Source organism: Kerstersia similis (assembly GCF_965139615.1).
In the GTDB taxonomy this organism is placed as follows: domain Bacteria; phylum Pseudomonadota; class Gammaproteobacteria; order Burkholderiales; family Burkholderiaceae_B; genus Kerstersia; species Kerstersia similis.
Genome location: NZ_CBCSIQ010000002.1, coordinates 267,383 through 294,133, shown reverse-complemented (window position 1 = coordinate 294,133; position 26,751 = coordinate 267,383). Strand labels below are relative to the sequence as shown.

General features: G+C 61.5%; 20 protein-coding genes. 7 read left to right on the top strand and 13 right to left on the bottom strand.

The genetic code is table 11. The annotated features are described in order from the left end of the window. Positions 1 to 68 precede the first annotated feature (68 nt). From ACNA1V_RS02605 to ACNA1V_RS02585, 5 genes are all read right to left on the bottom strand, one after another. Positions 69 to 2,464 (bottom strand): DUF3772 domain-containing protein (locus tag ACNA1V_RS02605; protein WP_415832017.1); only part of this gene is annotated, 2,396 nt, incomplete at its 3' end. A gap of 46 nt (positions 2,465 to 2,510) precedes the next feature. Next, a complete protein-coding gene (gene ppc / locus ACNA1V_RS02600; protein ID WP_415832016.1) occupies positions 2,511 to 5,351 on the bottom strand; it encodes a phosphoenolpyruvate carboxylase in 2,841 nt (946 codons plus the stop codon). 243 nt (positions 5,352 to 5,594) lie between these two features. Continuing rightward, complete coding sequence (locus ACNA1V_RS02595; RefSeq protein WP_415832015.1) at positions 5,595 to 6,785, bottom strand: amino acid aminotransferase; 1,191 nt, start codon at positions 6,783 to 6,785, stop codon at positions 5,595 to 5,597. Between the two features lie 45 nt (positions 6,786 to 6,830). Then, the gene (locus ACNA1V_RS02590; RefSeq protein WP_415832014.1) at positions 6,831 to 8,228 is read right to left on the bottom strand and encodes an amino acid permease; all 1,398 of its coding nucleotides are present in this window, start codon (positions 8,226 to 8,228) and stop codon (positions 6,831 to 6,833) included. A gap of 131 nt (positions 8,229 to 8,359) precedes the next feature. Further along, positions 8,360 to 10,150, bottom strand: a complete 1,791-nt coding sequence (locus ACNA1V_RS02585) for an alpha-keto acid decarboxylase family protein (RefSeq protein WP_415832013.1) — start codon at positions 10,148 to 10,150, stop codon at positions 8,360 to 8,362. Positions 10,151 to 10,348: 198 nt separating this feature from the next. Here ACNA1V_RS02585 and ACNA1V_RS02580 point away from each other — a divergent pair, with 198 nt between their 5' ends. Further along, complete coding sequence (locus ACNA1V_RS02580) at positions 10,349 to 10,846, top strand: Lrp/AsnC family transcriptional regulator (protein WP_415832012.1); 498 nt, start codon at positions 10,349 to 10,351, stop codon at positions 10,844 to 10,846. A 183-nt stretch (positions 10,847 to 11,029) separates the two neighbouring features. After that, entirely contained in the window at positions 11,030 to 12,277 is a 1,248-nt protein-coding gene (locus tag ACNA1V_RS02575; protein ID WP_415832011.1) for an MFS transporter, read from the top strand. A gap of 105 nt (positions 12,278 to 12,382) precedes the next feature. Here ACNA1V_RS02575 and ACNA1V_RS02570 read toward each other — a convergent pair whose 3' ends face one another. Together ACNA1V_RS02570 and ACNA1V_RS02565 are read right to left on the bottom strand one after the other, a co-directional pair. Beyond that, positions 12,383 to 13,360: a hypothetical protein gene (locus ACNA1V_RS02570; protein ID WP_415832010.1), complete on the bottom strand. Its 978-nt coding sequence runs from the start codon at positions 13,358 to 13,360 to the stop codon at positions 12,383 to 12,385. Positions 13,361 to 13,455: 95 nt separating this feature from the next. Then, the gene (locus ACNA1V_RS02565; RefSeq protein WP_415832009.1) at positions 13,456 to 14,109 is read right to left on the bottom strand and encodes a response regulator transcription factor; all 654 of its coding nucleotides are present in this window, start codon (positions 14,107 to 14,109) and stop codon (positions 13,456 to 13,458) included. Between the two features lie 529 nt (positions 14,110 to 14,638). On the opposite strand from ACNA1V_RS02565, the gene ACNA1V_RS02560 reads away from it, so the two are divergent. After that, positions 14,639 to 16,267 (top strand): acyl-CoA synthetase, encoded by a 1,629-nt coding sequence (locus ACNA1V_RS02560; protein WP_415832008.1) that lies wholly within the window; start codon positions 14,639 to 14,641, stop codon positions 16,265 to 16,267. A 153-nt stretch (positions 16,268 to 16,420) separates the two neighbouring features. Here the strand turns inward: ACNA1V_RS02560 and ACNA1V_RS02555 are convergent, their stop codons facing one another. The 4 genes from ACNA1V_RS02555 to ACNA1V_RS02540 all read right to left on the bottom strand — a co-directional run bounded on the left by ACNA1V_RS02555 (position 16,421) and on the right by ACNA1V_RS02540 (position 20,319). Next, a complete protein-coding gene (locus ACNA1V_RS02555; RefSeq protein WP_415832007.1) occupies positions 16,421 to 17,119 on the bottom strand; it encodes an aspartate/glutamate racemase family protein in 699 nt (232 codons plus the stop codon). 176 nt (positions 17,120 to 17,295) lie between these two features. Then, entirely contained in the window at positions 17,296 to 18,621 is a 1,326-nt protein-coding gene (locus ACNA1V_RS02550) for a TRAP transporter large permease (RefSeq protein WP_415832006.1), read from the bottom strand. After that, positions 18,618 to 19,235, bottom strand: a complete 618-nt coding sequence (locus ACNA1V_RS02545; RefSeq protein ID WP_415832005.1) for a TRAP transporter small permease — start codon at positions 19,233 to 19,235, stop codon at positions 18,618 to 18,620. Before ACNA1V_RS02545 ends, ACNA1V_RS02550 begins: the two co-directional genes overlap by 4 nt. Positions 19,236 to 19,326: 91 nt before the next feature. Beyond that, positions 19,327 to 20,319 (bottom strand): TRAP transporter substrate-binding protein, encoded by a 993-nt coding sequence (locus ACNA1V_RS02540; protein WP_415832004.1) that lies wholly within the window; start codon positions 20,317 to 20,319, stop codon positions 19,327 to 19,329. A gap of 121 nt (positions 20,320 to 20,440) precedes the next feature. On the opposite strand from ACNA1V_RS02540, the gene ACNA1V_RS02535 reads away from it, so the two are divergent. The 4 genes from ACNA1V_RS02535 to ACNA1V_RS02520 all read left to right on the top strand — a co-directional run bounded on the left by ACNA1V_RS02535 (position 20,441) and on the right by ACNA1V_RS02520 (position 24,383). Then, positions 20,441 to 22,510, top strand: a complete 2,070-nt coding sequence (locus ACNA1V_RS02535) for a sensor histidine kinase (RefSeq protein ID WP_415832003.1) — start codon at positions 20,441 to 20,443, stop codon at positions 22,508 to 22,510. A gap of 82 nt (positions 22,511 to 22,592) precedes the next feature. Further along, on the top strand, positions 22,593 to 23,207 hold the full coding sequence (locus tag ACNA1V_RS02530) for a response regulator transcription factor (RefSeq protein ID WP_415832034.1): 615 nt from the start codon (positions 22,593 to 22,595) through the stop codon (positions 23,205 to 23,207). Beyond that, positions 23,204 to 23,569, top strand: a complete 366-nt coding sequence (locus ACNA1V_RS02525) for a pyrimidine dimer DNA glycosylase/endonuclease V (RefSeq protein ID WP_415832002.1) — start codon at positions 23,204 to 23,206, stop codon at positions 23,567 to 23,569. The genes ACNA1V_RS02530 and ACNA1V_RS02525 overlap by 4 nt, the downstream gene beginning before the upstream one ends. Before the next feature lie 169 nt (positions 23,570 to 23,738). Then, complete coding sequence (locus ACNA1V_RS02520) at positions 23,739 to 24,383, top strand: OmpA family protein (RefSeq protein ID WP_415832001.1); 645 nt, start codon at positions 23,739 to 23,741, stop codon at positions 24,381 to 24,383. Positions 24,384 to 24,495: 112 nt separating this feature from the next. Here the strand turns inward: ACNA1V_RS02520 and ACNA1V_RS02515 are convergent, their stop codons facing one another. Together ACNA1V_RS02515 and ACNA1V_RS02510 are read right to left on the bottom strand one after the other, a co-directional pair. After that, complete coding sequence (locus tag ACNA1V_RS02515; protein ID WP_415832000.1) at positions 24,496 to 25,416, bottom strand: LysO family transporter; 921 nt, start codon at positions 25,414 to 25,416, stop codon at positions 24,496 to 24,498. A gap of 376 nt (positions 25,417 to 25,792) precedes the next feature. Beyond that, positions 25,793 to 26,716 carry a YicC/YloC family endoribonuclease gene (locus tag ACNA1V_RS02510; protein ID WP_415831999.1) on the bottom strand — a complete coding sequence of 308 codons (924 nt, stop codon included), beginning with the start codon at positions 26,714 to 26,716 and terminating at the stop codon, positions 25,793 to 25,795. Positions 26,717 to 26,751 lie beyond the last annotated feature (35 nt).

Sequence of the window (26,751 nt, the reverse complement as noted above, 5' to 3'; positions counted from 1 at the left end):
GGAATGGGCAGGGGGGGCAGTCACTCAGCTATTTTTCAGATGCTGGCTGGGTCGGCGCGGCGGCTGCNACACCATTGGCGGAGGCCAGCAGCATGGTGGAAGGCGAGCTGAGCGGAATACCGGCTTCACGCAAACGGCGCAGGCTGTCGAACAATACCCGGCTGCGGGCCGCATAGGCGCCGCGTGGCGACGAGACATAGGCGACTGCATTGAAAACCATGCCGCTGGCCGCAATATCGTCCAGATAGACTTCAGGGCTGGGGGTTTTCAGAATGGCCGGCTCGTGGGCCAAGGCTTCCAGCAGGATGGCACGCGCTTTGCCGGTATCGGTATCCAGCGGCAGCGGCAGTTTGATCTGCACACGGCCCAAGGCATTGATCGGCGTGACGTTGCGGACGATTTTGGTGATGAATTCGGAATTCGGTACGACAAGACGGGATCGGTCGCTCATCTGGATTTCCGTCGCCCGTACGTTGATGCGGCGGATATCGCCTTCCACGCCACTCAGTGACACCCAGTCTCCGACTTTCACCGGGCGCTCGGTCAGCAAGATCAGCCCGGAGACAAAATTCTGCACGATTGCCTGCAAGCCGAAACCGATACCGACCGACAGTGCGCTGGCGATCCAGGTGACGCGTTCCAGGCCGACGCCACTGGCAGACAGCGCCGTGGCGACCACAACGACATAGCCCAGATAGCCTGCCAGCGTGCTGCTCGATGCTTGCATGCCGGGCTCCATGCGGGTGGCCGGCAGCAAATGGTGGGAAAGCCAGTGTTGCATGGCCTTGACGGCAGCAATACCCAGCATGAGCAGCATCAGGCCCTGGATAATGGCGGCCGGACGCAGCTGGATGTCGCCTATCGACAGGCTGCCGCGCATGCGCTCCAGGTGTTCATAGATATCCAGTGGGCCCTGGCCGTACGGGGCAAACAACAAAAGCAGGGCGCACAGGGCAATGCTCATCTGCACCAGCCCGCCGAACAGCACCATCCAGGGCCGCAAGGGGGAGTCTCCGCCGACCTCCGGCTCATCGCCGGACAGGGGCCGGTTACGCTGCAAGACGGGCAGGTGTGCAAGATCCGTTGCAGTGATGGAAAGTAGGAAGGCGGTGCCCAGCACCACGCTGCTCCAGATGATCTGTTTCAGAATGAAGGTCGCCAGGGCGACATAGCCCACCAGTAGGCTGGCCAGGCTGAAGATCAGGGCGATCCAGGCGACAGCCAGCACCAGGCCACGGCGCCGCACAATCAGGCGCGTGAGCCAGGGCGCATCGCTCAAGCTTGCGCTGTCTGGCTGTGCCCGCTGCAGCAGCGACAGTTTTTTCAGCACGCCGCCCAGAACCAGGATCAGCGCCAGGCCAGCCAGGCTGTGAATCAGGATGATGATGGACAGGCGTACGCTGGCCAGCGCTGCCAGGTTTTCCGCCAGCCAGCTCAGGCCGATGAATAGCGCGGCGCAGAACGGCAGGTGGCGCAGCGCCAGTGCGGTGCTGTCCTGCATGGACAGCAGGCGCCAGGAGGGGTGGCGCGGCATCAGCAACCCTTGGCCCAGGCCGATGATGTAGCCGCAGAAGCCCACCGTGCCTATCATTCCCCTGATGAATTCCTGGGTGGGGCCGGAAGGTTGCGATACCCAGCCCAGGCCCAGGTTGAACCCTTCCAGCAGCAGCATCGGAACCGCTGCGGCCAGCAGCACGCGAGTCCAGCCATGGACGGCGCGGCGCAAACGGCCCGGCGGCACCTGGGTGGCGCTGTAATGCCAGAAACGGCGTTGCAGGAGGCCGCCCGCCGCAATCATGAATACCAGCCAGACCGCTGCCCCCAGCCATTGCCAGACCGTCAGGCTGGCCAGGGTACTGCCGGTTTCCGCCAGCAGGCCGCGCGACCGCATGGTATCCAGCGGCGTGGTACTGGCAAGATCCGACCAGAACGCGGCGGACAGGATGGTGTAGCTGCGCTGCCCCAGCCGCGCGTTGAACAGGTCACGGCGATGGGTGGCAATGCTCTCCAGCGCTTGCGTGGCGTCCAGCGCGATCAGGCTGGCCAGGCGCGATTGCGCCTCCAGGCTGTTGGCTTCGCTATCCAGTCGTTTGCGTTCGCCAGCCAGGACGGCTGCCTCACTCGTCCCTTCAGGCGCGCTGCCCAGTTCGCGCTGGCGCTCCTGCAGATTGGTGAGGGTCGGCGCAATTTCGAGGCCGGCATCGCTGGCAAGCCGATAAGCCTGCAGGGCCTCCAGGCGCAGCGCCTGCAATTGCTCGTCGTCCGGTGTTTCCTGGAGACGGGCCTTGATCGTGTCGATGCGGGTTCTGGCATCGGTGAGCTGCGTACTCCAGGGAAATTCGGGCGCGCTCGAACGCGCACCTTGCGCCAGCGGCAAGCCGCTGCCCAGCCAGAACAGCAGGCAGAGCAGCAGAACCAGCACCGGACGCAAGACCGGCGGGATGGCGGGACGAAACGCGTGCATGGCGATCCTTTCTAACCCTGGAGGTGCAGCTTGAAGCGGTCAGTAATCAGCCCGAGTTGCGCAGACCCGAGGCAATGCCGTTGATCGTCATATGGATGGCGCGCTGATTGCGTTCCACGGCCTTGCCGCCAGCCTTGCTGCCGCCAGCACGCAGCCGGCGCAGCAGTTCGACCTGAAGATGGTTCAACGGGTCGATATAGGCGAAACGCGCTGCCAGCGAGGCTTCCAGGTCAGGCGCAGTGGCGAGCAACTGGCGTCCGGTGACTTTCTCGAACATTTGCAGGGTCAGTTCATATTCACGGGCGATTTGTCCGAAGATGGTATCGCGCAGTTTACGATCTTCGACCAGATCGGCATAACGCCGTGCGATATCCAGATCCGTCTTGGCCAGCACCTGCTCCATATTGGAGAGCAGCGTCGCAAAGAACGGCCAGGTGCGCGCCATGTCGCGCAATTGCGCCAGGCGTGCGGCCGGCGTGGCCGGGCTGCCCTGCGCACCTTGTTCGACATAAGCGTGCAGCGCACTGCCCACGCCATACCAGCCCGTCAGCGGCAGGCGGCACTGGGCCCAGGAAAAGCTCCAGGGAATGGCACGCAAATCTTCGATACGCTGGGTCGCCTTGCGCGAGGAGGGCCGCGAACCGATGTTCAGGCCGGGAATCTCGCGGATGGGCGTCGCGGTAAAGAAGTAGTCGGCAAACCCCGGCGTTTCATAGACCAGTTCACGATAGCTGCGCTCCGCGACGGTGGACAAGGCCGCCAGCGCGGCACCATGGCGCGCGACCAGTTCATCTTCTGCCTGGTTGGCGGCCTTGGCGGGGCGCAGGCTGGTTTGCAGCGTGGCGCCGACGATCTGTTCCAGATGGCGGCGGCCGACTTCCGGATTTTTGTACTTGGCCTGGATGACTTCACCCTGTTCCGTCAGTCGCATGCGGCCACCCACTGTGCCGGGAGGCTGGGCCAGGATGGCGTCGCGCGTCGAGCCGCCGCCACGGCCGACGGAGCCGCCGCGCCCGTGGAACAGCCGCAGGTGAACGCGTCGTTTGTCGAACACGCGTACCAGCTCGCGTTCAGCCAGATACAGCGACCAGTTCGAGGTCAGATAGCCCCCGTCCTTGTTGCTGTCGGAATAGCCCAGCATGACTTCCTGTACATCGTCCTGCACCTGGCGCACCCGCGCAGCGACTTCCGGGATATCCAGCCAGCCGGCCATGATTTCGGGGCCGCGCTGCAAGTCGGGAATGGTTTCAAAGAGCGGTACGACCATCAGGCCGCCACTGTCACCGCTATCGGCCGACAGCGCTGGTGCGACCAGTCCGGCTTCCTGTTGTAGCACCAGTACTTCCAGCAAATCGCTGAGCGATTCGGTGTGGGACACAATGGCCTGCATGACGGCGCGCTTGCCAAAGCGCGCGCGGCAGCTGGCAGCCATGCGCAGGATGGCCAGCTCCTTGCGGGTTTCTTCCGAGTATTCCATCCACGGCGAGACCAGAGGCCGTGCCTGGCGCAATTCCGCTCGCAGGACGGCGATTTTCGTGTTTTCGTCCAGGCGTTGATATTGCAGCGGCTGCCCGTCGTGCATGACGCCGGCGGCGGTGAACAGTTCGGTCAGGACGCGCTCATGCACGTCAGAGCTCTGGCGCAGATCGACCGTTGCCAGATGGAAGCCAAAGATTTCCACGGCTTGTTCCAGCGCACCCAGGCGTCCTTGGGCGACCAGCGCGCCATGGTCTTCCTCCAGGGAGGCGCCAATGCAGCGCAAGTCTGCCGCGAATTCAGCCGTATCCGCATAAGGCGCCGCGGGATAGCTGGGCCGTTCGGCCAGTTCGCGGCCGGTCAGTTCGCGCGCGGTCGCAGCCAGGCGTGCATAGATATGGATACAGGCGCGGCGATAGGGTTCATCTTCGCGGTGCGAGGACGGGTCGCGGCTGATCGCAGACAGGGCCAGCAGATCCCTGCTGGGGTGGCACAGGGACTGGGCTTGCGAAAGCTCCATGCCCAGGTGACGTACTTCATCCAGGTAGTGACGCAGCACCAGCGTGGACTGACGCAGCAAGGCCTGTTCCAGCGTTTCCGCATCGACATTGGGGTTGCCGTCACGATCGCCGCCGATCCAGCTGCCCATGCGCAGGAAGGCAGGCAGCAATGGCAGCGGACGGCCCAGGCGGCCGGGCTTGCCTGCGGCCAGCTGGCGCGCGACGTCCTGGTGCAATCGCGGCACCACCTTCAGGAAGGTGCGGTCGTAATACACCAGGGCATTGTCGATTTCGTCCAGCACGGTCAGCTTCTGGCGTCGCAGCATGCGGGTCTGCCACAAGGTAACGATCTGCGCGACCAGGCGGTCTTCGACCTCGTTGTCGCCATATTCGGGGGAAGCCAGCAGGTGGGCGATTTCGTGGTGCAGGTCCAGCGTGCTCTTGCGTTGCACTTCCGTCGGGTGTGCCGTCAGCACTGGCACGATGTCGGCCTGTTCCAGGTAATGCAGCAGCTGGCGGCGGGTCTGGCCGTTGTCCAGCAGCTCTGCCAGCGTATGCGCCAGGCTGCCGGGCACCGTGCCTTCACGCGCCTGTTCACGCTGGGTCTGGTTCTGTTCCTTGTCTTCCGCAATATTGGAAAGCTGCAGAAAGTAGCTGAAGGCGCGGGCAACGGCAGTCGCCTGTTCGCCTTTGAGCGCACTGATGCGTTCTTCCAGAATATCGCGTTCACGCTTGCTGCCTTCGCGACGGAATTTGACGGCAGCGCGGCGCAGCGTTTCCACCAGGTCATAGACGGGTTTGCCTTCGCATTCCCTGATGGTTTCGCCCAGCAGGCGTCCCAGCAGGCGGATGTCCTGGCGTGCGGAAGAACCGGCAGGCGGTTCGGTGCTTGTCGCGTGGTGTGGCTTCACTCTTGGGTCTCTCCGGATCGTGTGGGGATGTCCGGTACCATTCAATGATACCGGGCAAACTGCCTGGAAGCTCCTGGTGAGGGAGAGGCAGATCCCTGGCGCGTTTTTATTGTGTGACGCCAATGGATTCGGAAATGGTAACAGTTCCGGCCCGATTCGGTGAGTGATTTTGTGCGATGCCGCAAAAGTCATTGCGACCAGGTTCCGCCTGCGGATGCAGGCTGGAACCCGTGAAGGCTGGCCTCAGACCAGCGCTTGCTGCATCACCTTCGTGACGGCTTCCGCCACACGGCCAACGTTGGATTCATTCAGGCCGGCCACGCACATGCGGCCCGAACGCAGGATGTAAACACCGTGCTCATGGCGCAGGCTATCTACCTGTTCGGCACTCAGGCCGGTGTAGGTGAACATCCCGCGTTGCTGGATGTAGCGGTCCAGGTGGCTGTTGCTGACCTTTTCGCTCAGCAGCTGGAACAGCGTGGCGCGCATGGCCACCATGCGTTCACGCATGGTGGTGAGCTGTGCTTCCCACTGCGCCCGCAGTTCCGGCGTGTTCAGTACCTGGGTAATCACGGTTGCACCGTGTACCGGAGGCGAACTGTAATTGGAGCGTACGACACTGGCCAGCTGGCCCAGGACGCGCTGGGCAGCATTCTGGTCTTCGCAGATCAGCGACAGGCCACCGCAACGCTCGCCGTAGAGCGAGAAGTTCTTCGAGAACGAATTGGCGATGAAAGCAGGAATATTGCGGCGCAGCATTTCACGGATCGCGAAAGCATCATCTTCGATACCGGCGCCGAACCCCTGATAAGCCATATCCACGAAGGGCAGCAGGCCGCGCTCTTCGACAGCGTCCAGCACCGCCAGCCACTGCGCTTCGTTCAGATCGACGCCCGTGGGGTTGTGGCAGCAGGCATGCAACAACAGCACGCTCTTGGCAGGCAACTCACGGATCGCCGCCAGCATGGCGTCGAATTTCAGGCTGCCGGTTTCAGCGTCGTAGTACGGATAGGTATTGACCGTGAAGCCCGCGCGCTCGAAGATGAAGCGGTGGTTTTCCCAGCTGGGGTCGCTCAGCCAGACTTGCGAGTCCGGGAAGTAGCGCCGGATGAAATCGGCGCCGACTTTCAGCGCACCCGAGCCGCCCAGGGTTTGCGCCGTAGCAACATTGGGGACGACACTGCCGAATATCAGTTCCTGTACCGCACTGGTATAGGCCGGGCTGCCGGTCATGGGCAGATAAGGCTTGGGTACCGACGTTGCGCCAATCGCTTCTTCGGCGGCGCGCACGGCAGCCATGACGGGCAGGCGGCCATTGTCATCCAGGTAGATCCCGATGCTCAGGTTCACTTTGTCCTGGCGCGGGTCTTTCTGGAACTCTTCGTTGAGGGTAAGAATCGGGTCGCCGGGGTAGGGCGGGATATGTTCAAACATTGCGATATCTTCCTGACGGATGGGTTATTTCATGCTTCACGGCTATCAGCGTACCGGAACGCTGGCGTTTGCGATACTGGTGCCGGGGAGTGCAATCGCATCGCTACGACGAAAACGATAGCCGATAGCGAGGGCCAGAAGCCAGCACGGGATCAGATAGACGGACAGGCGCAGCCCCGGCGTCAGGTACATCACGACCAGAATGCCGGCCAGGAACAGGATGCAGAAATAGTTCGTGAACGGATAGCCGATGCTGCGGAAGCCGGTGACATGGCCTTCGCGCTGTTTGGTACGGCGAAAGCGCAGGTGTGTCAGGCTGATCATGGCCCAGTTGATGACCAGCGCTGAAACCACCAGGCTCATCAGCAATTCAAAGGCGCGGCCCGGCATGAAATAGTTGATCACGACGCAGAGCGCAGTGGCGGCAGCGGATGCGCCCAGGGCGAAGGTGGGAATGCCGCGTCGGTTGATATGGGTCAGTACCTTGGGGGCATTGCCTTGCTTGGCCAGGCCGTACAGCATGCGGCTATTGCAATAGACCCCGCTGTTATAGACCGACAACGCGGCGGTCAGCACCACGACGTTGAGCACATGGGCGACCAGTTTGCTGTCGAGCTCATGGAAAATCAGCACGAAGGGGCTGCCGCCGGTAACGACCTTTTCCCAGGGGTAGAGCGACAGCAGCACGGCCAGTGCGCCGATATAGAAAATCAGGATGCGGTAGATCACCTGATTGGTGGCGCGCGGGATGCTTTGGCGAGGATTGTCTGCCTCGGCGGCGGTGATGCCTATCAGCTCCAGGCCGCCGAAGGAGAACATGATACCGGCCATGGCCAGCGCCAGGCCGCCCAGGCCGTTGGGCAGAAAGCCGTTGTTCCACAGGTTGGAGACGCCGGCCTCTGGGCCAGCCTTGCCGGAGCCCAGCAGATACAGGCCGAATACGATCATGCTGACAATGGCCGCCACCTTGATGATGGAGAACCAGAATTCCGTTTCGCCAAAGGATTTGACGCTGCTGAGGTTGATGGCATTGATCAGAACGAAAAAGCCCAGCGCGGATACCCAGGTGGGGATATCGGGGAACCAGTAATGCATATAGAGCCCGGCTGCCGTCAGTTCGGCCATGCCGACCAGCACGTAGAGCACCCAATAATTCCAGCCCGACAGATAGCCCATGAACGGACTGAAATACTTATAGGCAAAGTGACTGAACGAACCGGCAACAGGCTCTTCTACGACCATTTCCGCCAGTTGGCGCAGAATCAGAAAACCTATGAAGCCGGCGATGGCATAGCCCAGCAAGACGCCGGGTCCGGCGAGCTGGATGGTTTGGGCGATGCCCAGAAACAGCCCGGTGCCAATGGCACCGCCCAGCGCGATCAGCTGAATGTGGCGGTTGCTCAGGCCGCGCCTGAGTTCGTGTCCTGCCTGTGTGTCTTGCATCAAAAGTCTCCTATTCGCCAATCCGGACGGGCACGGCGAAACCGGGCCATTATGATGGCCCATGTTGTTTTTATGAAAATTTCGTGTTGCCGGGGCCTAAGGCCCCGGCATCCGGCCTGGTGTGTCAGGCCTTACAGGCAGAGCGCGTCTTTGCTCGATTGGGGTTGCGTCTTGCCAGCGGCAGGGGCGGCGGTGCCGGCGGCGCTATCCGGCTGGCTGGCGGACGGGTTGCGCGGGCCGCATTCGCCATAGTCGAAGTCAGCGAAAATGCTGGCAAACTTGGGCAGGGCGGGCGGCGCGTCCATCATCGGCAGCTTCAGTTCGATAAAGACCAGGCGATCCGCCTGTTCGGCCTGGGCCAGCGCCTGTTCCAGTTCCCCGACATCCTTCACGACCAGGGTCAGGGCCTTGCCGGAGGGATCGAAAATTTGCGGCAGGCCGGCGTAATTCCAGTCAGCGACATCGTTATAGGCTGAGTTTTCCCCAAGGATCAGACGCTCGATGGTATAGCCGCTGTTGTTGACCAGGAAGATGATCGGTTTGAGCTGACGGCGTTGGATGGAGGACAGTTCCTGGGCCGTGAGCTGGAACGAACCATCACCAATGAACAGCAGGTGGCGACGCCAGGGCGTGCTGACTTGCGACCCGAAGAGGGCGGGCAAGGTATAGCCGATCGCGCCCCAGACCGGTTGAGAGATGTAGGAGGCACCCGCAGGCAGGCGCATGCCGCCCAGCGCGGAGTTCGAGGTGCCCGCTTCGCCGACGATGACGTCGCATGGCTTGAGGAAGGCCTGGATGCGAGGCCAGAGCGTGGCGTGCGTGAGCGGGGTATTCGCTGCGCAGGAATCCGCTGCGACAGCCGGTGTCGCGGCAGTCTTGGCCGTGCTGTTCGAGGCGGCCTGTGGCCGGGCCTGGCGGGCTGGCATGTTTTCCAGCACCCGCATCAGCACTTCGCGCAAGGTCACGCCAGGCATGGGCAGGCCGCCGATGCTGAGGTCGTGGCGCCGCAGGTCGATCAAGGCTTCCGGAGCGATGCGCTGGCTGAAGAGGGACGTGCTGCTATCCGTGAAACGCAGGCCGATACCGATCAGGCAATCGGATTGCTCGATGGCGCGCCGGGTGGCTTCCGGTGTCGGGGCGCCGATATAGGTGCCCAGGTAGAGCGGGGTGCTTTCATCCAGCACGCCCTTGGCCGGCGGCAGCGAAGCGCAGGGAATGGCGCATTTTTCACTGAGTTCCTGAATGATGTCGGCCACGCCGAAACGGCCGGCGTCGGCATCTATCAGGATGGCGGGGTGGCTGGCTTCCTGCAGCGCGGCGCAGATGCGCGCCGTGGCGCGTTCTAGCTGGCCCGGATCGCTGGCAGGGTCGGCGAGCACCAGGGGCTCGTCCGGTGTTTCGATGCTCAGGTGAGTAATGTCTGAGGGGAGCTGCAGGTGAACGGGGCGGCGCTCTTGCCAGCAGGCCTTGAGCACGCGGTCGATTTCGGTGACGGCATTGGCGGGCGTGATGCGCGCCTGCGCAACAGTGAATTCCGCCATGCAGCGGCCAATGTTGCCGTAGGCACCATCCGCCAGCGTGTGATGCAGCAGGGCGCGGCTGTTGATGGAATGCAAAGGCGGTGCGCCGGTGATGTGCACCATGGGGACGTTTTCCGAGTAAGCCCCCGCGATACCGCTGATGGCGCCCAGATCGCCGACGCCGAACGTCGTCAGCAATGCACCGATTCCGGCGGTGCGGGCATAGCCGTCGGCCGCGTAGGCAGCATTCAGCTCGTTGCAGTTACCGATGAATTCCAGCGTGCCGGATGCCTCGACCTGCTCCAGAAAGGAGAGATTGAAATCCCCGGGCAGTCCAAACAGGTGACGTATGCCGGCTTCGTTCAGGCGCCGGATCAGGAATTCCCCGATCTGCATTCTCATGGTTTTTCTCCTTGGGGTGGGCCGCGGTGGTGGGTGGCCGTTCAATGGTGGTTCGCCTGGCATTGCATTAGCGGCGATAGGAGTAAAATATAGTGCGTGATAAGCGCATGGTGTGTGCGTCTTTTGGCATGAAAACCCTGAAGTGCGCATGATTCGTGCGCGATATGCCCATACCCATGAAAACAGGTGATTGGAAACATGGATATCTACGACTGGAAGCTGCTCAGCGTGCTGCAATCCGATGGACGCTTGACCAATCAGGAGGTGGGCGAGCAGATCGGGTTATCGGCATCGCAGTGTTCACGGCGGCGCACGGCACTGGAAAAAGCCGGCATCATCAATGGCTATGCCGCTCGTCTGGATAGCAAGTCCTTGGGCCTGGATGTGCTGGCCTTTGTGCATGTCAGCCTGCATGCGCACGACAACCAGTCCATCCGCGCTTTCCAGACGCTGGTAGAAACGCATGATGTGATTCTGGAAGCCCACTTGCTGAGCGGCGATGCAGACTACCTGCTGAAAGTGGTGGCGCGCAATCTGGAGCAGCTCGCCAGTTTCGTCATGAATACCTTGCTGGCCAACGGCGCGATTTCCCATGTCAAATCGCATGTGGTCCTGCGGCAGATGAAGCAGACCAGCGAATTGCCGACGCAATGGCTGGGACGCGAAGTGCGTAAAACTCCGCCAGCCGGGGCCTAGGCGACACGCCCGGCACGAGGCGTAAGCGGCACGGGTGGCTAGGTAGTTGGCAAGAGATGCTTAGTCAGGCGCTGTTCGCGCGTGCTTTGTTCGGCAAACGGCGGGTTCAGGCCGGTGGCAGCATGGACAGGGTGGGGCAAACGGAAGAGAATGGCAGGGTTGCCCCTATGCTGTTGTGCTCCCATGAACCCCGCCAGCCGCCCCCCTGTAGATGCTGCAGCATCTGTTTCCCCCTCATCGGCCCAGACATGGGCAGAGCCCGGTTCCAGTGCCTATTGGCGCATCTGCATCGGCCTGTTCCTGGCCGGTTTTGCGACATTTTCGCTGCTCTATAGCGTACAGCCGCTGTTGCCTGAATTCAGCCTGGAGTTCGGGGTCAGCCCGGCCGTCAGCGCGCTGGCGTTGTCGCTATCCACCGCAACCCTGGCATTCGCCATTCTTTTCGCCGGTGCGCTCTCGGAAGGCTGGGGCCGGCGCGGGCTGATGTTTGCCTCCATGGCGCTGGCCGCCGGTTTGAATATTCTGGCGGCCTTGTCGCCTTCGTGGCCCGCGCTGCTGGCTGCCAGGGCGCTGGTCGGCCTGCTGCTGGGGGGCGTGCCGGCGGTGGCCATGGCTTACCTGGCCGAAGAGACGCATCCGCGCGGCCTGGGTTTTTCCATGGGGCTGTATGTCGGCGGAACGGCTTTTGGCGGTATGGCGGGCCGGGTATTCATGAGTTTCCTGACTGATATGTATGGCTGGCGCTCGGCCATGGTCACGGTCGGTGTGCTGGATCTGTTGGCTGCCGTGGGATTTCTGCTGCTGTTGCCACGTTCGCGTAATTTCGTGCGCCGGACGGGAACCGGCATGAAACATCACTTCCAGGCATGGGGCCGCCACTGGCGCCAGCCCCGGCTGCGCCAGCTGTTCATTGCCAGTTTCTGTCTGATGGGCGTCTTCGTGACGCTATATAACTATGTCGGCTTTCGTCTGCTGGCGCCCCCGTACAGCCTGAGCCAGAGTGAAATCGGCTTGATTTTCCTGGCTTACATCTTTGCCATTTTCGTGTCCCCGATGGCCGGCTGGCTGGCGGACCGCCTCGGGCGTGGCCGTGTTCTGGCAGGGGGGCTGGGCTTTCTGGCGCTGGGCCTGGTGTGCACCGGTTTGCCCTGGCTGTCAGCCATCGTGCTGGGCATCATCCTGCTGACCATAGGTTTTTTCGTAGCGCATGCGACGGCCAGCGGCTGGGTCGGTCGCCTTGCTACCGAGAACAAGGGGCATGCCGCCTCGCTGTACCTGCTGGCCTATTACCTGGGGTCCAGCGTGGTGGGGGCTTGTGGTGGATGGTTCTGGGAACATGGCGGCTGGTGGCCGCTGCTGGTATTCCTGCTGGCCCTGATGGGCTGGATGGTTTGGGTGATACGCGGGTTGCTGCGCGGCCCGGCAGCGTGAGCGTGGTGCAGGCCGGAAGGCCAGGGCAACAACAGGCACGGCGGCGCCCCTTGGGGGGGCATCGGGGCATCGCCCTGGCCTGATGGCGCGGCCAGGGCGGCGAGCTCAGCGGACTTCCCGCTCGATGGCGAAATACGCGTCGCTGCGCAGGATTTCTATCAGTTGGGGTACCGACTGCCCGTTGTCCTTGGATTGCAGACGGCTGGAAATGGCGGCCAGCATGATCATGAACTCCTTGCATTGGCGGCGTGCCGATTGCAGTTCGGAGCTGGTGAAGATCAGAATCTGGGCGAGCAAAACATTGCCGCGCGAGACGGCACCGCTCAGCACGCCGGCGATGGCCTGGCTGATCAGTTCACTGTCGGCATAGTCCCTGGATTCGACGCGGCGCAGGAATTCCTCGCGGTGCGCCTGGGGCAGGAAGGTCGAGACCCAATGGCTGTAGTCCGGGTCAAGCACGATGGCGGCGACCTGTCCCTGGAACTGTTCGACAAATTTTCCCGTGTCTGCGCCGGGATGGGCGGCCCGGTAGGCCGCAATGTCGGATACCAGTTTTTTCAGTGCCAGCAACAAGGCCATGCGTCCGCCTGACAAGGTGTTGTAAACCTCGCCGATGCGCTCGTAGTCTTCCTTGAAACGGCTGATGACTTCCGAGCTTTCCGGCAGCGAAGATAGCGCGGGAAACAGGATATAGCGCGACGACGCGGCAAATTCATAGAACTCGGACACCTGGGTGCGGATCTGTTCCAGATCCGCGAGGATAGCATCGAGCCGCAACTGGCCTTGTTCCAGGCGCAGCGCCAGCGAATGCTGCCATTTTTCTATGCCTTGATCCATGCTGAAGTCGATACGGCGTTCCACCGTGCTGGCACTGACGACAATCTTGTTGAAGTCGCGCGCCAGATCGCTCAAGACCTGCTGAATACTTTGTACTGCCACGGCCCGTGCCGCATCGTTAATGCCGCGCAAGCGCTCCTTGCGTGCATCCGCGCGGCTTTTGATCAGCCATGAAATCAACGCGCCAATAATGGTCAGGCCGGTCGCGATGTCTGCGCCGATCTGAACCCGGGAAAGCCATTCCATATCTGTATTGTCCTACCAGTGGGGTGAGTGAGGGCGATTCTATACCGCCGCACTCTGGCCAGTCGGCATGTCACTGCCGCCAAGCCGCCAGGCACTCAGGTTCGGCCGCGCAGATTCAAAGGATCCAGCAGGCCGGCCGCGATGGCCTGCCCGACAATGTCCGGCAGGCACTGAGCCTGCATGCGCCGCATCACGCGAGCACGATAGAGATTGACGGTCTTGATGCTGATATTGAGCTGCCGGGCGATTTCGCCGTTGCTATAGCCTTGAGCCAGCGGCAGGAAAACATCCCGCTCCCTGGGCGTCAGGCTTTTCAGAAGCGTGTGCAGATGCGCTTGCGCCGCAGCATCGCCCGGGCTGGCTGCCGTGTCGGGCTGCCGGCTGAGCGCCTGCTGGACGCTATCGAGCAATAGCTGTTCGTTGTACGGCTTTTCTATGAAATCGAAAGCACCGGCACGGAAGGCCCGCACCACGATGGGGACGTCGGCATGCCCGCTGACGAAGATCACAGGCAGTTGGATGCCGCGTTTGCGCAGTTCGTCCTGGACGCTCAGACCACCCATGCCCGGCATCCGCACATCAAGCAGGACGCAGGCGTTGTCTGTCGCCCGGCACGCTTGCAGGAAGGCCTGGCCGGAGGTGAAGGGCAGGGCTTGCAAACCGACGGACTCCAGCAGCCAGACGGTAGAGTCGAGCATGCCCTGGTCGTCATCCACGACATAGACGATTTGTGTTGCGGCTTCCGGCATTCCGGCCGTCTCCTTATTTTGATTGTCCCGCCGGTTCCTGGCGCAAGGGCAGGTGGCACGCCATGGCCAGTCCCGAGGGGCCATTTTCCACGATATCCCTCTCGGCGCCAAAGCCTTCCCGCAGATTCCTGCTCATCGCTAGGCCAGGCCGCAGGGCTGCCGGCTGGCGAGCGTAGAACGGCGTAAGCACTTTTTCCCGTGCGGCAGAGCGCGCGCCCGGATCATGGTTGCGTGCCGGTATGCACAGGGAAGCGCTTGCGCCGGGCACCGGTTTCAGCGCGTCAATGGATGCCGGCAGCGCCTGTGCGGGCTCAGCCGTTCCTGCGTCATTCGGTCAGATTCGGCCAAGCTTATCTGGTGTTTCTTCCATATCCGTCTATTTTTTATCAATATATATGGATGTTGTTCTATATGGTACTGGTACTAATATCATATTCTTGCCAAGGGGTATATAACCTTTTCCAGAACTATTCCTGACGCAACACCGCTGGTGCTGACGGGCAGGATCCATTCCCTGGAGGAGTTGAGCATGTCGATTTTCGAGGATGGCCTGGCGCCGCATCCGGTCAACCATATTGCACTGAGTCCCTTGAGCTTTATTGAGCGCACTGCCAGCATTTATCCGGATTATCCTGCTGTCGTGCATGGCGCCATTCGCAGGACCTGGGCCGAAACCTATGCCCGTTGCCGGCGGTTGGCTTCCGCGCTGGCGGGGCGCGGCCTGGGGCGGGGGGATACGGTAGCCGTCATGCTGCCCAATATTCCTGCGATGCTCGAAGCGCATTTCGGCGTGCCGATGATAGGTGCCGTGCTCAATACGCTGAATGTCCGGCTGGATGCCGAAAGCATTGCCTTCATGCTGCAACATGGCGAAGCCAAGGTACTGATTGCTGACCGCGAATATCATGAGGTGGTGCATGTCGCGCTGGGAATGCTGGCACCTGCGCGGCGGCCCTTGGTCATTGATGTGGATGACCCCGAATACGGCGAGGGGCAGCCAGTCAGCGGCCTGGATTATGAAGCCTTGCTGGCCGAAGGCGACCCGGCTTTTGATTGGCAGTGGCCCGAGGATGAATGGCAGGCGATTTCGCTTAACTACACCTCCGGCACCACCGGCAATCCCAAAGGGGTGGTGTATCACCATCGTGGCGCTTTCCTCAATTCCATGGGCAACCAGATGACCTGGAATCTGGGCAATCATCCGGTCTATCTGTGGACCTTGCCCATGTTTCATTGCAATGGCTGGTGCTACCCGTGGACAGTGACGGCGCTGGCGGGCACCCATGTGTTTCTGCGGCGCGTGGACCCACAGAAAATCCTGACCCTGATCCGTGATGAGCAAGTCACGCATTTATGCGGCGCGCCCATCATTCTCAATGCACTGGTCAATATGCCGGAGTCGGCCAAAGCGGCCATAGATCATCCGGTGAAAGCCATGGTCGCCGGCGCGGCGCCGCCCGCCAAGGTAATTGGTGCCGTCGAAGAAATGGGCATCAGCGTGACACACGTTTATGGCCTGACGGAAGTCTATGGCCCGGTAGTCGTGTGTGCCTGGCACGAGGCATGGGATGCCTTGCCGCTGGAAGAGCGCGCCGTGATCAAGGCGCGCCAGGGTGTCCGTTACCCCACGATGGAAGGCGTCATGGTGGCAGACCCGAAAACAATGGCGCCGATACCGCGCGATGGGCAGACCATGGGGGAAATCTTCATGCGCGGCAACACGGTCATGAAAGGGTATCTGAAGAATCCCACCGCCACGGCCGAGGCCTTCGTCGGGGACTGGTTCCACACGGGAGATCTGGCAGTCTGGCATCCTGACGGCTATGTGGAGATCCGCGACCGGCTGAAGGACATCATCATTTCCGGCGGTGAAAACATTTCCACGATCGAGGTCGAAGGCGTGCTTTATCGGCATCCGGCGGTGCTGGAAGCCGCAGTGGTGGCGCGTCCCGATGAAAAGTGGGGGGAGACGCCATGCGCATTCATAACGCTCAAGCCCAATCATGAAGGCGTCAGCGAAAGCGAACTGATCGCTTTTTGCCGCGAGCATCTCGCGGGCTTCAAGGTGCCGCGCAAAGTGGTGTTTGCGGAACTGCCCAAGACCTCAACCGGCAAGATCCAGAAATTCGTGCTGAGCGACCGGGCCAAAACGCTGTAGGCCAGACGGCGGAAGGCTGGCCGTGTCGTGTGAACGGTGCCCCGAAAGTTGGATATTCCTCCAAGCTTTTGGGGGCCTGTCATGGCGTCTGTTGCGATGCGGCCGGTTCAAGAGCGCGGATCGGGCCGACCGGCACAGAGAGGAATTCGTGACTCAGCGGCTGGCCAGCGCCCACTTGGCCGCATGGACGGCATGCAGATGCGTGGTGTCGAACAGCGGCGTGCCTACATGGGCAGGCTGGATCAAGAGCGAGATTTCCGTACAGCCGAGAATGATGGCTTGCGCTCCGCGTTCCACCAGACGGCCGATGACGGCTTGATAGGCGGCGCGGGAGGCGTCGTGCACTTGCCCCAGGCATAGTTCGTCGTAAATGATGCGATGCACGGTTTCCCTGTCGTCCTCATCGGGAACCAGGACGTCCAGCCCATGCTGCGTGATGAGACGTTCGCGGTAGAAATCCTGCTCCATCGTAAAACGGGTTCCCAGCAGGCCGACGCAAGACAGGCCTGCCGATTTGATCGCCTCTGCGGTGGGGTCCGCAATGTGCAGCAGCGGAATGTGCACGGCTTGCGTTATCTGTGGAGCCACCTTGTGCATGGTGTTGGTGCACAGCACCAGCGCGTCCGCGCCGGCAGCTTCCAGCCGTTGCGCGGCATCGGCCAGCAACTGGCCGGCCTGTTCCCATTGGCCGCTGCGTTGCAGTGCTTCAATTTCCTGGAAATCCACGCTCCATAAAACGATCCGCGCCGAGTGCAGGCCGCCCAGATGCTGCTTGATGGTTTCGTTGATCTGCCGATAGTAGGGAATGGTGGATTCCCAGCTCATGCCGCCAATCAGGCCTAGGGTTTTCATGTTTCTCCTTTTGTGGGTTGCGGGGCTTGCGGATCGCTGCGGTAGCAATCCGTATTATGCCGGCTGGCGGCACAGAAAAAACCCCGCGGGGCAGGTGCGCCGGCGGGGTCTGGATAAGGCTTGAACGGCTCGGCGGGCCAGGCCGTTCAGAGGCGGGTGCTTTCAAAGGCGGAGGCTTATAGCCAACCGGTAAGGCGCGGCAGCCACAGCGTGATTTCCGGGATGAAGGTGATCATCATCAGGAAGATCAGACCGGTGATCAGCCAGGGGAAGGTGGCCTTGGTCACATCCGTCAGTCCGAGCTTGGAAATACTTGAGGCGACATACAGGTTGAGACCGACGGGTGGCGTCGCCAGGCCGATTTCCATGTTCACGACCAGGATAATGCCGAAGTGCACCGGGTCGATGCCGAGCTTCATGGCGACCGGGAACAGGATGGGCGCCATGATCAGCACCAGGCCGGAAGGCTCCATCACCATGCCGATGATCAGCAGCAGCACGTTGACGAACAGCAGGAAAGCGACAATGCCCAGGCCTTGTTCCACGATCCAGGCCGCGATGTTCTGCGGGATCTGTTCCGAGGTCAGGATGAAGGCGAACATCACGGCGTTGGTGATGATATAGAGCAGCATCGCGCTCATGCCCGCCGATTCCAGGATGATGCGCTTGAGGTCACGCCATTTGATGTCCTTGTACACGAACATGGCGATGATGAAGGCATAGACCGCGCTCATGGCCGCCGCTTCAGTCGGCGTGAAGACCCCGGTATAGATGCCGCCCATGACGATGACAACCAGCATCAGGCCCCAGATCGAATCGCGGAAGGCAATCCAGCGTTCCTTCCAGCTGGCTTTGTCCTGGCGCGGGTACTTGTACTTCCAGGCGCGGTACATGGTCGTGATGCCCAGCATCAGGGCCAGCAGCAGGCCGGGAATCACGCCGGCGATGAAGAGCTGGCCGATGGAGGCCGAGGCAATACGTGCGCCATCCGGGCCTTCTACCATCATGCCGCTGGTGGCAACGGCATACATCACCATCACGATGGAGGGCGGCAGCAGAATGCCCAGGCCGCCCGAAGTGGCCACGATGCCGGTGCCGAACTTGGGCGGAAAGCCCTGCTTGACCATGGCCGGCATGATGATGGAGCCAATGGCTGCGACGGTGGCTGGCGAGGAGCCGGAAATGGACGCGAACAGGGCGCATGCCAGCACGGCTGCCAGACCCAGGCCGCCAGGCAGATGGCCGACCATGGCGGTCGCGAAACGTATCATCCGTTTTGCGACCCCGCCGTGTGTCAGGAAACTGCCAGCCAGAATGAAGAACGGGATCGCCATGATCTCGAACTTCTCAATGCCGGTGAACAGCTTGAGCGCAATGCTGTCCATGGGCACGTTGGTCATGGTGAACAGGAATGTGATCACCGTGAGGCCGAGCGCAATGGACACCGGCATGCCGGTGAGCAGCAGAACGATCAGCAGCGCGAAAATGATGAAGGTGGTCATGCAGCGGCTCCTTCGGGGCTGTCGTTCTCGTCATCGTGGCCGGGCACATGGTGCGGCAGCTGGCCGGTACGCAGGTAGTTGTAGAGTGCCTGCAGGAAGCGGAAACACATCAGCGACGAACCCAGCGGTACGGCCAGGTACACAATCCACATCGGGACTTCCAGGTCGGCCGAGACCTGATTGGTGTGGCCGATATCCCAGGTGAAGCTGGCGCCGATCCAGGCGACGATGAAAGTGAACAGCGCACCCGACATCAGGGCGATGACGGTCAAGGTCTTGCGCATGGGCTCGGACACTTTGGTCACCAGTACATCGACACCAACGTGGATACCCAGGCGTACGCCATAGGCAGCGCCGAATTTGGCCATCCAGACGAACAGGTAGATGCAAAGTTCCTGTGCCCAGAGCAGATTGATGTTGGTCAATGAGCGATACAAGGAGCGGGCATTGGACATCAGGGTGGGGTAGTCGTTGGCGCGCGCCCAGGCCACGACATCGGCGACCAGGCCGACGGAGTAGCGCTGACAGACAGCGACAAAGATGATGAGCACGGCGGCCACCATCAGGAACGACACGAAAGCTTCTTCGAAACGGTCGAGTAGGCGTAGAAACATGGAGAACTCCCAGGGAACCTGGAATCAAAGCGCCGGGTGACCCCGGCGCATTCAGGCGGCGGCTGGCGTTCGCCAGCGCCGCTGAGGAAAATCAACGGCCCAGGGCCTTGTAGGTGGCGTCCAGCGTATCTTTGCCCACGCGCGATTCCATTTCCTTGTGCACCGGCAGCAGGGTGTCGATCCACAGCTGGCGTTCTTCGGCCGTGGGTTCGTAGAACGTGGTCTTGCCGGAGGCCTTCATGGCAGCCAGGGAATCGTCGTTTTCTTGTTGGGCGATATCGTTGGCATAGGTCGTGGCTTCGCTCATGGCACGCTCGAGCTGCTCACGGACATCGGCAGGCAGGCCGTCCCAGAACTTCTTGTTGACGATCACGGCATAGCCCAGGTATCCGTGGTTGGACAGCGTGGCGTGCTTCTGCACTTCATGCATTTTCTGGGTGTACATGTTCGAAGGCGGGTTTTCCGTGCCATCGACCACGCCCGTCTGCAGTGCCTGATAGACCTCGGAGAACGCCATGACCTGCGGCACGGCATCCAGCGCCTTCATCTGGGCTTCCAGTACCTTGGACGATTGGATGCGCAACTTCAGGCCCAGGAAATCGTCAGGCGTGTGAATCGGGCTGTTGGCGCTCATGACCTTGAAGCCGTTATCCCAGTAGGCCAGGCCGGTGATGCCCTTGGGTTCAAGCTTGGCCAGCAGGTCCTTGCCCACTTCGCCATCGGTGATCTTGCGAAGGTCTTCCTTGCTCTGGAAGATATAGGGTAGGTCGAAAATCTCGAATTCGCGCACACCCAGCGGGCCGAACTTGGCCAGCGACGGGGCCAGCATCTGGACGGCGCCCAATTGCAGCGCTTCCAGTTCTTCCTTGTCCTTGTAGAGCTGGGAGTTGGGATAGACTTCAACCTTTACTTTTCCATCCGTGTACTTCTCGGCCAGTTCCTTGAACCGATCTGCGCCCTTGCCCTTGGGGGTATCCGGTGCGACAACGTGGCTGAACTTGATGGTGATGGGAGCCTGGGCATAGGCGCCCATGCTGGCAAACATCATGGTCGCCGCAAAGGCGATGGAAAGGCGCATTTTCATTGTTTCCTCCTTGGTTATTGTTCCCGGTGACGGGTTTCCCTGAATTTATGTTTTGAAACAAACGGGGATAGTGGGGGAGAATAAAAGGATCACTTTTCCGTCGCTATTGTGGATTTCCGAAGTGTCTAAACAAGATCCCTTGTTTCCCTCGCTGTCCGGCTGGTTGGGGCGACGGCCCATGGACGGGCTGGCGTCCGCCGCGCCGCTGGTCGCCATCCTGATGATCAGCGTGCTGATCGGGTTGTTTCTGTGGATGACGGAGAAAGAACGGCGCCAGGAACTGCATATCAATCTGCTGCGCGATACCCTGTGGGTAGAGCAGGCATTGCGTTTCCAGCTGGGCACGCATCAGGACAATCTGTTGCGGCTGGCGGCGGATCTGGCGGTGCAGGCGCCGGTGATCGACAAGGATTCCTTGTCGCGCATGCGTCACCTGGTGGCAAATCACGCGGAATTGCTGCAGATTACCTGGCTGGATGCCGAGGGTGGGGTTCGCGCCGCTGTTCCGCCGCATGGGCAGGCGGACGCCGGGGCCAGCAGCAACCGGCCCTTGCCCGAGGCCTGGCCGCTCCTGGGTGTGGCGGCCCCCGCCTGGAGCCCGCCACGCAAGCAGGACGGCAGGTTGTTGTCGTTTCTGCGATTGCCGGTGAACCGCGAGGACGGCAGTACCGAATTGCTTGAGGCCACCCTGGCACTCGATGAGCTGCTGGCCACCCAGGTGCCCTGGTGGATCGCCGAGCATTACCAGGTATCGCTGACCGGGCTGGATGGGGAACCGCTAGTCAAGAAATCCAATGCCGTGGGTGAGCAGGCGGGCAGCCAGCAGCACTCCATGTCGTTTGATCCGCCCTTTCATGGCATTTTCCTGACCCTGGCGCCTTATCGGGCGCCACGCAATCCTTTGCACATGCTGTTGATTGCCGGCATTGTGGGCCTGGCCTTGCTGACGGTCGTCAATCTGGGTTTGCTGGCCCTGCACTTCAAGCGCCGGCGCCAGGCGGAGCAGGCGCTGCGCAATGAGCAGCTGTTTCGCCAGGCCATGCAGGACTCGGTGACCGTTGGCTTGCGGGCGCGCGGGCTGGATGGCCGCCTGCTATTTGCCAACCCGGCGTTTTGCCGCATGGTGGGCTGGCCGGCCGAGGAAATCATCGGCATGATGCCGCCTATGCCCTGGTGGCGGCCGGATATGCTCAACGAAATCCAGCAGCGTCACCTGGCGCAACATACGGTGCCTCGTGCGCACAGCTTCGAGACCGTTTTCCAACGCCGGGATGGTGTGTCGATTCAGGTCATGGTGTATGAAGCGCCGCTGATCGACGACAAGGGGGTGCATGTCGGCTGGATGGCGTCCATCCTGGATATTTCCGACCGCCGCCAGGCCGAAGCGCAGGCCAGTCGGCAGGCGGACCGGCTGCAACAGACCGGCAGGCTGATCACCATGGGAGAGATGGCCTCAACGTTGGCGCATGAGTTGAATCAGCCGCTGGCTGCCATTGCCAGCTATTGCGCCAGTTGCCAGAACCTGTTGGCCAAGGGTGGGGCGGATGGCAAACTGCTGGCGACCCTGCTGGAAAATCTGGCTTCTCAGAACCGGCGTGCCGGCCTGATCATCCGGCGTATCCATGATTTTGTTCGCAAGCGCGAACCTGTGCGCGAAGAAGGTGATCTGGTGCGTCTGGTTCGCGATACCGTGGGTTTTGCTGAAGCGGATGCCTTGCGCCAGGGCGTCCGGTTGCGCTGCATGCCGGCACCGGCAACACCGATGCTGGTGCGCGTTGATCCCGTGCTGATCGAGCAGGTGCTGTTGAACCTGATACGCAATGCCATCGAAGCCACGCTGGAATATGGTTGCCAGGATGGCGTGGTCGATATCGCACTGGAACATCAAGACGATTGCTGTATTGTGTCGGTGGCCGATCACGGTGCGGGCGTTGCCCCGGAAATGATGGAAAAAATCTTCACCCCCTTTGCCACAACAAAAAAAGCCGGCATGGGGATGGGGCTCAATATTTGCCGTTCCATTCTGGAACAGCATCATGGACAACTTTGGTTTGAGGCGCGCGCAGGCGGCGGAGCGGTATTTCTGTTTTCGCTGCCGGCCTGGCGGGATGCCAGGACAGCCGCAGGGGACGAAGAGGCAACGATGGGCAATTCGGAAGCAGGCAAGACAGGAGTCGGGGTAGATGCGTGAAAGCGGGATGAATGACAGACAGGACAGCGATGCCGCTACCGGCGTGAGCCTGCTTCCCGTTTCATCAGAGGAGAAGGATGTGCTGGTACATATCGTGGATGACGACGCGGCCATTCGTGATTCGTTGGCCTGGCTGTTCTATTCACGCGGGATTGCGACTCAGACCTGGTGTTCGGGCGAAGCCTTTCTGGAGGCCTGGTCGCCCATGCTGGAGGGGTGCATCCTGCTGGATATCCGCATGCAGAACATGTCGGGGCTGGAAATGTTCGATCACTTGCAGGCCAGGGGCGCCTTGCAGCCGGTCGTATTCCTGACCGGCCATGGCGACCTGCCCATGGCGGTGGATGCACTCAAGCGCGGAGCAGTGGATTTCATTGAAAAGCCCTTCAATGACAATGACCTCGTGGATCGCATGCTCGATGCCATCAAGCACGGCCGGCGTCAGCGCGAACAGCGTTTGCGGGCACTGGATCGAGACCAGAAAGTCGCGACGCTGTCCCTGCGTGAGCGCGAGGTCTTGGAAAAAATCCTGGCCGGTCTGCTGAATAAGCAGGTCGCAGACGAATTGGGCGTTTCCATGCGGACGGTGGAAGTCCATCGCGCCCGCATCCTGGAAAAAATGGGTGCGCGCAATGTGGTGGAACTGGCGCGCTTGTTTGGCGCCGATGATTGGCAAGACAAGGAGCAGGGAGCATGACGCGCATTAATTGCGTGCCCGTTGAGGAGCTGACGCAGCAGCATTTGGTGGCAGAGTACCGGGAGTTGCCGCGTGTTTTCGGGTTGGCGCGCAAGGCCCGCGAGCGTGACGACCCCAGACGACAGAACCGTTATGTCCTGGGGGCGGGGCACGTGCTGTTTTTCTATCGCCGCCTGGGATATCTGGCGGATCGCTACGATGCGCTCGTGCGCGAAATGCAGGCCCGTGGCTACAAACCCAATTTCACTGCCAGTTTGCGCGAGGTGCATGCGGATATTCCAGCAGATTGCTGGGGCGACTGGCGCCCGGATGCCGAGGCCCTTGCCCTGAATCGGGCACGCATCAAAGAGCGTGGTGGCTGAGTCCGGGCCATCGCGCGCGGGCGGGTATGTTCAGCAAATGTGAAACTTGGTGAACAGATGCGGCCAATGCACCTTGGCGTCATGGCAGATCAGGGTATCCTTGGGGGAGCATCTGCTGCCGGTGCGCAGGCCTGCATGCCGGCTCTTATTGGCTAAGGAGCTCTACGCGATGAAACACACTCATAACGGTAAACTTGCCGCTGCGGCACTGGCGGCGATCCTGCTGGCGGGATGTGCCTCACAGCAGCAGAACAATACTTTGCTGGGATCGGGCGCTGGGGCTGCGCTGGGTGCGGGCGTGGGTGCGCTGATCGGCGACAGCAGCAAGGCTGCCCTGATCGGCGCCGGTATTGGCGCTGTCGCTGGCGGCGTGGTCGGCTACAACTGGGGCGGCATCAAGAACGATGTCGAACAGTCGGGGGCAACGAGCCTGGGGATCGACGTCACCGAACAGCCCAATGGCACTTTGAAGGTCAACATCCCGGCCAGCGCCGGTTTTAGCTCCAGCAGCGCGGCTTTGCAGCCGGCCTTGCTGCCGGTGCTGGACAGCGTGGCTCGCGCTTTGGTGCAGCATCCCGAGGTGCGCGCCAAGATCATTGGCAATACGGATAACACCGGGTCAGCTGCCTTTAACCAGAAGCTGTCGGTGGAGCGCGCCCAAAGTGTTTCCACCTATCTGCAACAGCGTGGTGTTGTGCCGGCGGATCTCACGATCGAAGGCCGAGGGTTCAGCGACCCTGTTGCCAGCAACGATACGCCGGAAGGCCGCGCAGCCAACCGCCGTGTAGAAATCTATCTGTACGCCGTGCAGTGATGGCGGCCGTTGCACCCGCTGATGACAGGCGGGCGCAACGGGTTTTAGTCGCGCACCCGTCTAAGCACCCCGGCGCTCAGGCGCTCAGCGCGCGGCGGCAGGGTGCGCAGCGTCAGTGTGCCAAAAATGCCATGATCATCAGCGGTGCCAGTACCGTCAGGATAAAGCCGCTGATCAGCGCCAAGGGGACGACATCGGGGGCGCAGGTCTGTTTGACGATAGGCAGGGTTGTGTCCAGGGCCGTTGCGCCTGCACTGCCTACCGCAGGCAGCGGGTAGCGCATGCCAGCCATATAGAGAATGACGATTGCCAGCAATTCACGCAGCAGGTCGGTCATCAGGGCAATGGTGCCGTAATCCTGTCCCAATGCGTCGCCAATCATGACGCTGGAGAGGGAAAACCACCCGAAACCGGAGGATAGGGCAAGCGCGACCTGAAGTTTTTCTCCTGTCGCCCAGGCGGCGGCGCAGGCGCCCAGTAGCGAGCCCAGCACCACCAGCAAGGGAATGGCAAAGGCCTTGAACGACCAGAGCCTGCCTTTCAAATCGACCTGGCCGAGGTCTATACCAACCAGAACGATCAGTATCAGCAGCAGTGTCCAGCTCGATGGCAAAGGGTGGGCCTGCGCCAGGTCTGCAGGCAGCCAGGCGAAGGCCAGTCCGCCCAGCGCTACCATGGCCAGTGCGATACTGCATTCTTTCACCGGTTTCCAGAATGTGGCGTTGTCGGCCTGGCGGGGGGCGGCAGCAGGGGCCTTCCCCTTGTTACGTCGCAATAGCAGCCAGATCAGAACACAAGGCAGCAGCGTGGTGAACAGGGCGAGCAGGCTGGCTTTGTAGAACGCGCTGCCCAGCGCCTGGGCCGAGGAGAGAACGGCACCGAACTCCATCCCGATCAAAAACAGCAGCAGCCAGACCAGCGGGCCGATCATGCGGATCAGCCAGGCGCGCAGGACGCGCGGCAGGACATGGCCTGCCGCCCAGCCGCCAGCGAGTGCGCCAACAATCGGCATCAATGAGGATAGGGCAGTCATGGGCGTGCCGCCGTGCAAACGAAACTGGCGGTATGCCGGGGGGCGGGAGAGAGCAGGACAGGGCCTGGAGGGAGTGTCCGGTACGGCACGTGACTGCTGGAGCCACAGGGGGAAAAGGAGAGTGCAGACAAGGTCATGGGATGGCGGAGCGAACCACCGGAAATGGAGCGGGCTATCAAGATAGCAGAAGAAAAAGACAGTTTATGCAGTGCAATCGGCATACCCGCATTGGGCGGGATAGCCATTGGCGAGATATCCGCCGCAGCGCAGGCCATCAAGGGCGTGCGCCAGGGGCGGGCCGCAGGCAGGCCTGCGGCCCTGCAACTCGGGGCACAGCGGTTGAGCGATACACGAGCGACAGGCAAGTGCGGCGGAATTATTCCAGATTGGCGGCCTGTTCGCGCAGCTGTTCGATCAACAGCTTGAGATCCATGGCGGCACGCGTCACGCTGATGTCCCCGGCCTTGGAACCTAGCGTATTGGCTTCGCGGTTCATTTCCTGGAACAGGAAGTCCAGTCGTTTGCCTAGGCTGCCGCGTTTGTTCGCGGCGTCGTGGCGGCCCGAGAGCATGTCTTCCAGTTCAGCCAGATGCGTATTCAGCCGCGCCAGCTCTTCTGCCACATCCACACGCAGGCTGAACAGCGTGGTCTCCTGCGCCAGCCGTTCACTCAGTTCCGCGCCGCTGATTTGTGCAAAGCCCCCGGGGGCCGCATTTTCCAGGGTTTCACGCAATTTGTCGCTCAAGCGTTGGCGGTAGTTCTCCAGAATGCCGGGCATGGTGGTTTCCACCTGGCCGACAATCGTGCGGATGGCTGCAGCGTTCTGCTGCATGATCGCACGCAGGCGCTCGCCTTCCCGCTGGCGATTCTGGCTGAGCTGAGCGAGGGCTTCGGCTGCCGCCGCCAGGGCCACGGCAGGCCAGTCCTGCTCATCCGGTGCGGCGGGAGCATGTAGCAGATTCTGCAGCGCATAAAGATCATTCAATCCGGGTTCGCGCAGTGCCGGGAAATACTGGCGCGCCCGTTCCTGTTGTGCCGCGGCCTGAGCCAGAAAATCCGGGTCCAGGGCGTTATGGCGATGGGTGGCGCGGCGGGCGTAAGCGACCCGGATTTCGACCTTGCCACGCTGCAGCGTCTTGCCGATTTGTTCGCGCAACGGCGCTTCGATCTGGCGCAGCTCGTCCGGCATGCGGAAATGCAGGTCCAGGAAACGGCTGTTGACGCTGCGGAGCTCGACCGAGAGGGTAGCGGTGGCGGCTTCGGCGTTGGCGCTGCCGAAGGCGGTCATACTTTGGATCATGCGGGACTACCTTGAAAAAATGCATGGCCTGCCAT

Bases quoted from the DNA above. Each gene is read 5' to 3' on its own strand.
- ACNA1V_RS02510 (WP_415831999.1), bottom strand. From the start codon at position 26,716: ATGATCCAAAGTATGACCGCCTTCGGCAGCGCCAACGCCGAAGCCGCC.
- ACNA1V_RS02565 (WP_415832009.1), bottom strand. From the start codon at position 14,109: ATGCCGGAAGCCGCAACACAAATCGTCTATGTCGTGGATGACGACCAG.
- ACNA1V_RS02520 (WP_415832001.1), top strand. From the start codon at position 23,739: ATGAAACACACTCATAACGGTAAACTTGCCGCTGCGGCACTGGCGGCG.
- ACNA1V_RS02540 (WP_415832004.1), bottom strand. From the start codon at position 20,319: ATGAAAATGCGCCTTTCCATCGCCTTTGCGGCGACCATGATGTTTGCC.
- ACNA1V_RS02585 (WP_415832013.1), bottom strand. From the start codon at position 10,150: ATGAGAATGCAGATCGGGGAATTCCTGATCCGGCGCCTGAACGAAGCC.
- ACNA1V_RS02550 (WP_415832006.1), bottom strand. From the start codon at position 18,621: ATGACCACCTTCATCATTTTCGCGCTGCTGATCGTTCTGCTGCTCACC.
- ACNA1V_RS02580 (WP_415832012.1), top strand. From the start codon at position 10,349: ATGGATATCTACGACTGGAAGCTGCTCAGCGTGCTGCAATCCGATGGA.
- ACNA1V_RS02570 (WP_415832010.1), bottom strand. From the start codon at position 13,360: ATGGAATGGCTTTCCCGGGTTCAGATCGGCGCAGACATCGCGACCGGC.
- ACNA1V_RS02545 (WP_415832005.1), bottom strand. From the start codon at position 19,235: ATGTTTCTACGCCTACTCGACCGTTTCGAAGAAGCTTTCGTGTCGTTC.
- ACNA1V_RS02560 (WP_415832008.1), top strand. From the start codon at position 14,639: ATGTCGATTTTCGAGGATGGCCTGGCGCCGCATCCGGTCAACCATATT.
- ACNA1V_RS02555 (WP_415832007.1), bottom strand. From the start codon at position 17,119: ATGAAAACCCTAGGCCTGATTGGCGGCATGAGCTGGGAATCCACCATT.
- ACNA1V_RS02590 (WP_415832014.1), bottom strand. From the start codon at position 8,228: ATGCAAGACACACAGGCAGGACACGAACTCAGGCGCGGCCTGAGCAAC.
- ACNA1V_RS02575 (WP_415832011.1), top strand. From the start codon at position 11,030: ATGAACCCCGCCAGCCGCCCCCCTGTAGATGCTGCAGCATCTGTTTCC.
- ACNA1V_RS02515 (WP_415832000.1), bottom strand. From the start codon at position 25,416: ATGACTGCCCTATCCTCATTGATGCCGATTGTTGGCGCACTCGCTGGC.
- ACNA1V_RS02525 (WP_415832002.1), top strand. From the start codon at position 23,204: ATGACGCGCATTAATTGCGTGCCCGTTGAGGAGCTGACGCAGCAGCAT.
- ACNA1V_RS02595 (WP_415832015.1), bottom strand. From the start codon at position 6,785: ATGTTTGAACATATCCCGCCCTACCCCGGCGACCCGATTCTTACCCTC.